The organism is Acinetobacter sp. ANC 4973 (assembly GCF_002135275.1).
In the GTDB taxonomy this organism is placed as follows: Bacteria; Pseudomonadota; Gammaproteobacteria; order Pseudomonadales; family Moraxellaceae; genus Acinetobacter; species Acinetobacter kyonggiensis.
The window spans coordinates 376666-383471 of sequence record NZ_NEGM01000002.1; the positions used below are offsets into that span (position 1 = coordinate 376666).

The 6806-nt window shown below is 39.5% G+C and carries 4 protein-coding genes, 1 rRNA gene and 1 pseudogene; 2 read left to right on the plus strand and 4 right to left on the minus strand.

Translation table 11 applies throughout. The features are described from left to right. The first annotated feature begins 118 nt into the window (after positions 1 to 118). Together dinB and B9T30_RS04745 are read left to right on the plus strand one after the other, a co-directional pair. Positions 119 to 1183 carry a DNA polymerase IV gene (gene dinB, locus B9T30_RS04740; RefSeq protein ID WP_086183989.1) on the plus strand — a complete coding sequence of 355 codons (1065 nt, stop codon included), beginning with the start codon at positions 119 to 121 and terminating at the stop codon, positions 1181 to 1183. Between the two features lie 747 nt (positions 1184 to 1930). Continuing rightward, the gene (locus tag B9T30_RS04745; RefSeq protein ID WP_086183990.1) at positions 1931 to 2290 is read left to right on the plus strand and encodes a RidA family protein; all 360 of its coding nucleotides are present in this window, start codon (positions 1931 to 1933) and stop codon (positions 2288 to 2290) included. A gap of 50 nt (positions 2291 to 2340) precedes the next feature. Here the strand turns inward: B9T30_RS04745 and B9T30_RS04750 are convergent, their stop codons facing one another. The 4 genes and pseudogenes from B9T30_RS04750 to rrf form a co-directional block, all read right to left on the minus strand. After that, a complete protein-coding gene (locus B9T30_RS04750; RefSeq protein WP_086183991.1) occupies positions 2341 to 2886 on the minus strand; it encodes a DUF2726 domain-containing protein in 546 nt (181 codons plus the stop codon). 353 nt (positions 2887 to 3239) lie between these two features. Next, complete coding sequence (locus tag B9T30_RS04755; protein ID WP_086183992.1) at positions 3240 to 5660, minus strand: YgiQ family radical SAM protein; 2421 nt, start codon at positions 5658 to 5660, stop codon at positions 3240 to 3242. A gap of 599 nt (positions 5661 to 6259) precedes the next feature. Further along, positions 6260 to 6570: pseudogene (locus B9T30_RS16645) on the minus strand (IS5/IS1182 family transposase); the annotation flags it as partial. Positions 6571 to 6636: 66 nt separating this feature from the next. Further along, positions 6637 to 6751: ribosomal RNA gene (gene rrf, locus B9T30_RS04760) — 5S ribosomal RNA — on the minus strand. Positions 6752 to 6806 lie beyond the last annotated feature (55 nt).

Below are 6806 nucleotides of genomic sequence, written 5' to 3' on the forward strand. Positions count from 1 at the left end.
ACAGCCGCAGTTTTACTCAGTCAAATTGTGTCGTACCCTCTGACTCAAGCACTACAATCCAAAGCATGAAAATGAGATACTCAACTTAACCTTGTATTCAAAGCAGAATGTGAGCTGCATGAGAAAAATCATTCACATCGATATGGATGCCTTTTATGCATCTGTTGAACTCAAAGATCATCCTGAGTTAAAAGACCTGCCCGTGGTAATTTCCTCACACCATCCAAGAGCGGTGATTGCAGCGGCATCCTACCCTGCGCGCAAGTTCGGTTTACGTTCCGCCATGTCCATGTCACAGGCCAAAAAACTGTGTCCACAAGTGTTGGTGATTGAACCCCATTTTGAAAAATATCGAAATGTCTCTACTCAAATTCATCAGATTTTTCAGCGTTACACTCACATGATCGAACCCTTATCTTTAGATGAAGCTTATTTAGATGTGACTGAAAATTTAAAAAATATTCCAAGTGCAACAGAAGTTGCCATGCAAATTCGGAACGATATTTTTCAACTGACTGGTTTAACCGCATCTGCTGGTGTAGCACCGAATAAATTCTTAGCCAAAATTGCATCGGATTGGCATAAACCCAATGGTATTTGTGTAATTAAACCCTCACAGGTGCAAAATTTCATTCAACATTTAGCGCTGAAAAAAATCCCCGGCGTTGGTAAAGTGACCCACGAAAAATTAAAGGCACTGCAACTGGACACCTTGGGTGATTTGCAACAAATGGATGAAACCATCCTGATTCAACATTTTGGTAAATATGGCAAACAATTGTTTTTATATGCACAAGGCATTGATGAACGCCCTGTACAGACTGAACGTGAACGCCGACAAATTTCAAAAGAAACCACTTTTGATGACGATCTTATTTTGACCAAATGCCACAGCTATTGGCCTAAACTAATTGATCAAGTTTGGGCAAGCTTAGAGAAAAAAAACCTTTCTGCCCGTGGCGTTTCAGCCAAACTAAAACTGAAAAATTTCCAAGTTTTACAGCACAGTAAAAGTTTTAAACAGCCCTTACAAAACAGACAGCAATTAGAAGATGTACTGCAACAACTGCTAATGGAGATGCGAATTTCTGAACATACGCAATTTCGCTTAATTGGCGTTGGGGTCTATCAACTGTCCGAACAGCAAGATCAGCCTCAACTTTCACTTTGGTCAATATTTTGAATACTTTTTAAGCAAAAGAATAAAATTAGACCAATTGATTACACACAACACTTCTTTTTACGGTACTCTATCGGCGCGATGCATTTATCCATGTAGCCGCTGAGATGCTAAAAATCACCTTTACTTTTAGCATACTGTCCTGTGATTGGCGTGACGATCAAATCCGAATATTACAGGGCAACTCTGTCATGGAATCCTTTCTTGCCTGCCTTCGCTAAATACCGCTTTTAAATTGCCAACAACACCGTTGCATAAAACCATACCCATTAATTGGATTGCTGCTGTTATCAATCACTAGCTCTTTCGATCACACCTATCATCACCCCATATCTGAAAATATTTTGATATCAATACTTTACGTCTAGACGAATAACTGACCATCTATTAAATGACTCATTTTCAACTAAATGATATCCCCCATCACTAAGGTCTGAATAAACACTTCTCCCTCAATATCAGCTGAATACTGGGTGCAATCAGTTGTTGCAATATTGCTCTTTTTGCATCGCTTGCAGATCGCTTTGAGCAACAGAAAATGTGTATCATCGGTGGTTTAATGGGTGCATTCCCTGCTTGATGGCATTGAATGCACAACACTTATGATGATGATCTGCTTGGTGCTGTTTTACTAACCAAGATTGCACATGATAGGGTTTCATTAACCCATTTTCACTTCACCGTTTGGTACTCCATACCGATACAGCGGTGCAATGGCAATGATGCCGAAAAACACAGGATTAAAATTTTATGAGCGTTCAACGTCTACATGTAGAAAAGCGTTATTGCGAAGTGGCTATTTCAGGAAATTTAGTGCATCTAGCGGGTCAATTGGCCAATGACACTTCACTCGATATTAAGGCGCAAACTCAAGAAACACTGGATAATATCGACCGCTTATTGGCAGATGCAGGCACAGACAAAACCCATATTTTATCTGTGATCATTTTCTTAAAAGATATTGAACAAGACTATGCAGCAATGAATGAAATATGGGACGCTTGGGTCGCTGAAGGTCATGCCCCTGCTCGAACATGTGTTGAATCTAAACTTTATGCAGCTGAAGTTCTCGTTGAAATGACGGTTACGGCTGTACGTATTTCAAATTAAATCGATAAAAAAATAAGCATGATAAGTCTGTTTATTCATGCTTATTTTCATTAGCCTAAAATTCGGATTTTCTTTCGCCCCAATACTGGATAAAAATTATACTTTTTTGTGTGACCTTCTAGTGCAGTGTCTAACTGATTATAAGCAAACTTTTCAATCAGGAAATCTTGTCTCAACTGATAATATTCAGGCACATCGTCATAGCGAATCACATGATAGCCCGCCATGGCTAAAAGGGCATCTTGATATTGTGCATTCTGTCGACGCTTCAATACCATGGGATCATCCAGTGCAATAATGGCCGTTACTTGATGATTTTCATCCAGTACCACAAAATCTGCCACCATATTGCGATATTTATGCCGTGTACGAGAATATTTAGTCGTCAATAACGCATCAAATGACACATGCGCCAAAATCGTGCTCTGTGGCAGTATTTCTTTAAGACGAGTATATGTAATTTGTTGATTAATATTAAAAATAGCCCTTTGTTTTAAAGCGCTATCTTGCTGTCTGGTACTATTTTCTAGACTTCTCCACGCCATAAACAGTACACACAGTAGGATTAAACTCCCGATAAAAATGTACATCATCATGCTCTTAGTCCTTTAATTTTTTATAATCTTGTCGGTGTCACACCGATTGTTTGTTATGAAATTTAGTATACAACCACTCTTTTTATTAAATATGTCAAGTAAACAAACTGCATTTAATAATGACAAAATCATTATAAAAACAAACAAAAAATTGCACTTATTTTATATTCAGCATTGGTGTCTCATTCAATATTCATAGACACTCAAAAGAGTGTATATCAAGCTCTAACGCTGATTCAATAAGACTATTGGCTATTGTCCTACAATTCCGACGAACTGTTTTTTGATCCTTTATTTTCCTTATTCAGTAAAAAAAGGATGCCTAAGCATCCTTCTTCATTCACCGATCAAAATTAAGCTTTCGATCTCGGCTTAGACTTACCTTTTGGCTTGGTGCCTGCAAATGGTTTTTTTGCATCTCCCGTTTCACGTGGCGGCAAACCGGTATGCTGAGTCAAAATCTGTCCTCTTTCTGGACGTTTTTTGGTATTTGACGGACGCGATGCATTACTGGTTTGATTGTTTCGAGCCGCATGTTCACCCGTACGTTTTTGCGAATCACCTGCAACCGTGGAATTCTTTTTACGTGCCGATTGGTACTGACCTTCCGTTGTTCCCACTGGTTGATAAGTCGGAATCAGATGTTGCTTCGAGTTACCAATTAAATCAGCACGCCCCATTTCCTTCAGCGCTTCACGCAATAATGGCCAGTTGTTTGGATCATGGTAACGTAGGAATGCTTTATGAATACGACGACGTTTTTCACCTTTCACAATATCGACATTTTCGGTATAACGCGCCACTTTGGCCAGTGGGTTTTTACCGGTGTGATACATGGTGGTTGCTGTTGCCATTGGTGATGGATAGAAAGTCTGCACTTGGTCAGCACGGAAACCATTCTTCTTCAACCAAATCGCCAGATTCATCATGTCATATTCGGTTGTCCCCGGATGCGCTGCAATAAAGTACGGAATGAGATACTGCTCTTTTCCGGCTTCTTTACTGAAACGATCAAACATCTGTTTAAAGCGGTCATAAGTGCCAATACCCGGTTTCATCATCTTCGACAATGGACCTTTTTCGGTATGTTCAGGTGCAATTTTTAAATAACCACCGACATGATGCTGAACCAGCTCTTTCACATATTCAGGGTTTAACACCGCTAAGTCATAACGCAGACCTGAACCAATCAAAATCTTTTTAATGCCCTTTAAGGCACGTGCTTTACGATATAACTGGGTTAACGGTGCATGATCGGTATGTAAGTTCTGACACACACCCGGGAATACACAAGATGGTTTACGACAGTTTTTCTCAATTTCAGGATCTTTACACTGCAAACGGTACATGTTTGCTGTTGGGCCACCTAAGTCTGAAATAATTCCCGTAAAGCCCGGTGCAGTATCACGAATCTTTTCCACTTCACGTAGAATCGATTCTTCAGAACGGTTCTGAATAATACGACCTTCATGTTCGGTAATGGAACAGAACGTACAACCACCGAAACAACCACGCATGATATTGACAGAGAATTTAATCATGTCGAATGCAGGAAAACGTGCTTCTGCATAGGCTGGATGTGGCAGACGTGCATAAGGCAAGTCAAATACGTAATCCATTTCTTCTGTGGTTAAAGGAATTGGTGGTGCATTTAACCAAACATCACGTTCACCATGTTTTTGTACCATGGCACGTGCATTGCCCGGGTTGGTTTCCAAATGCAAAATACGATTGGCATGTGCATACAGAACTGGATCTTCAGACACGTCTTCAAAGGCAGGTAAACGAATCACAGCCAACTCACGTGGCGGTAATTTATGTTTAATCGCTTTTGATGACGGTTGCATTTGCACAATTTGCGTATCAGGATCGAGTTGATCCCCTTCACGAACAATTTGATTCGTCACAATTTCTTTTTGGAAATTTTGGTATTGGGTTAAAGAATTACCCTTATCTTGTTCAATTTCACAGCCATCTAAATCTTCAGTCATCACATAAGGATTAATGATGGGATCAACACGGCCAATGGCATCCACATCATTCGATGCAATTTCCACAAATTTGGCTTTAGATGGACGGTTTAATTTATTGACGATAAATGCCGTGCCACGAACATCAGTAATTTCGTGAATTTTTTCGCCTTTGGCTAAACGATGCATCACTTCAGTAATTGAACGCTCACCGTTACCATACATCAATAAATCTGCTTTTGAGTCCATCAACACTGAACGACGAACTTTATCTGACCAATAGTCATAATGTGCAATACGACGTAATGATGCTTCAATCCCACCCAGCAAAACAGGTACATCTGGAAATGCTTCACGGCAACGCTGACAATACACAGTTGCTGCACGGTCTGGACGTTTATTCGGTTGATTATCAGGTGAATAAGCATCATCAGAACGGATTTTACGATCAGCTGTATAACGGTTGATCATCGAATCCATATTCCCTGCGGTTACACCCCAAGCAATATTTGGCTTACCCAAAACGCGGAAGCTTTCCGCATTGGTCCAATCAGGTTGCGCAATAATGCCGACACGGAAACCTTGTGCTTCTAAAGTACGGCCAATAATGCCCGAACAAAATGATGGATGATCAATATAAGCATCGCCACATACCAAAATAAAGTCACAACTATCCCAACCGAGTTGATCCATCTCCTCTCGTGACATCGGCAAAAATGGTGCGGGTTCAAAACACGACGCCCAATATTTGTCGTAATCAAACAACGCAGTAGGCGCTGTTTGAGCAGTATAAGCAGTAGACATGGTTATTTATCTCGATTGGCAGATGGCGATCGGGAGAGATCTAAGATGAAAGCCGATCATTTTACCATGAATTCTATTCATCTTGCTTGATTAAAAAACATACATAAACAGTGGTTTAAATTTTTAATTTTCTGCTGGATATCAAGAGCATCGACGATGTCTCTGTGAATGGCCATAGATTTTGTAAACAACTCTTCGTTAGATAAAATAACTCATTAACCCAAATCGCGGATAAGAAATTGACTTGCAAAAAAGGTGGCTGTAAACCATTAGGCAGTTACCACACAACCTACGCTTTCAGCCACCACATTTCTTGCCCCATATATGACTCATACATATTTTTTCTGCATGATTGATGACTTTTTCAAAAATTTAAAGCTACCTACTCTATTTGATTATGAAAAGCCCATCAAAATGGTTATATGTGTCTAGAATTTTAGTGGCTATGCAAGAAAAGATTAAAATACCACCGTGATCTATCGAAATTAGGCCACACAACAATCTACTTATCCGCTTTTTTATCGATACCTGTATAGAGGATAATGCACTTTTGCTACTTGAAGCCCTGACCTTAAATTAAAAAACTAAAATAAAACATTAAATTTAATTGGATTAGCATTTGCATCCACAGTTAAATCAATTTTCGAGCCATTCCTACGGATACTTTTTGAGATATTTTGGCTTTTCATACCCTTAGCATGTTGGTGTGCTCGAACAAATGTAGTATCAATAAAAATCCATTCTAAATCAGTAGTATTTGAGATTAATCCAAATACTTTTAATAGCTTCTATCTCTAGAGCAACGACTAAACTTTTTAAATATTGAGTCGGATTTAGCAAAGTAGTCAGGCAAATCAGGCCAAGGGCAACCTGTTCAAATTTTATAAACAATGGCTTTAATAAATGATCTTTAATCAAATTTCACACATAAAAAAACACCCCCAACGTTTAGGTTGGGGGTGTTTTAGGAATAATGAGCTGGCGATGACTTACTCTCACATGGGTAACCCCACACTACCATCAGCGCGAAGAGGTTTCACTTCTGAGTTCGGGAAGGGATCAGGTGGTTCACTCTTGCTATTGTCGCCAGCACAACTGTTTATGGATACTTGCTTGGGTCTTATTTATGCACTTTTCAGTGTATGC

Bases quoted from the DNA above. Each gene is read 5' to 3' on its own strand.
- dinB (WP_086183989.1), top strand. From the start codon at position 119: ATGAGAAAAATCATTCACATCGATATGGATGCCTTTTATGCATCTGTT.
- B9T30_RS04755 (WP_086183992.1), bottom strand. From the start codon at position 5,660: ATGTCTACTGCTTATACTGCTCAAACAGCGCCTACTGCGTTGTTTGAT.
- B9T30_RS04750 (WP_086183991.1), bottom strand. From the start codon at position 2,886: ATGATGATGTACATTTTTATCGGGAGTTTAATCCTACTGTGTGTACTG.
- B9T30_RS04745 (WP_086183990.1), top strand. From the start codon at position 1,931: ATGAGCGTTCAACGTCTACATGTAGAAAAGCGTTATTGCGAAGTGGCT.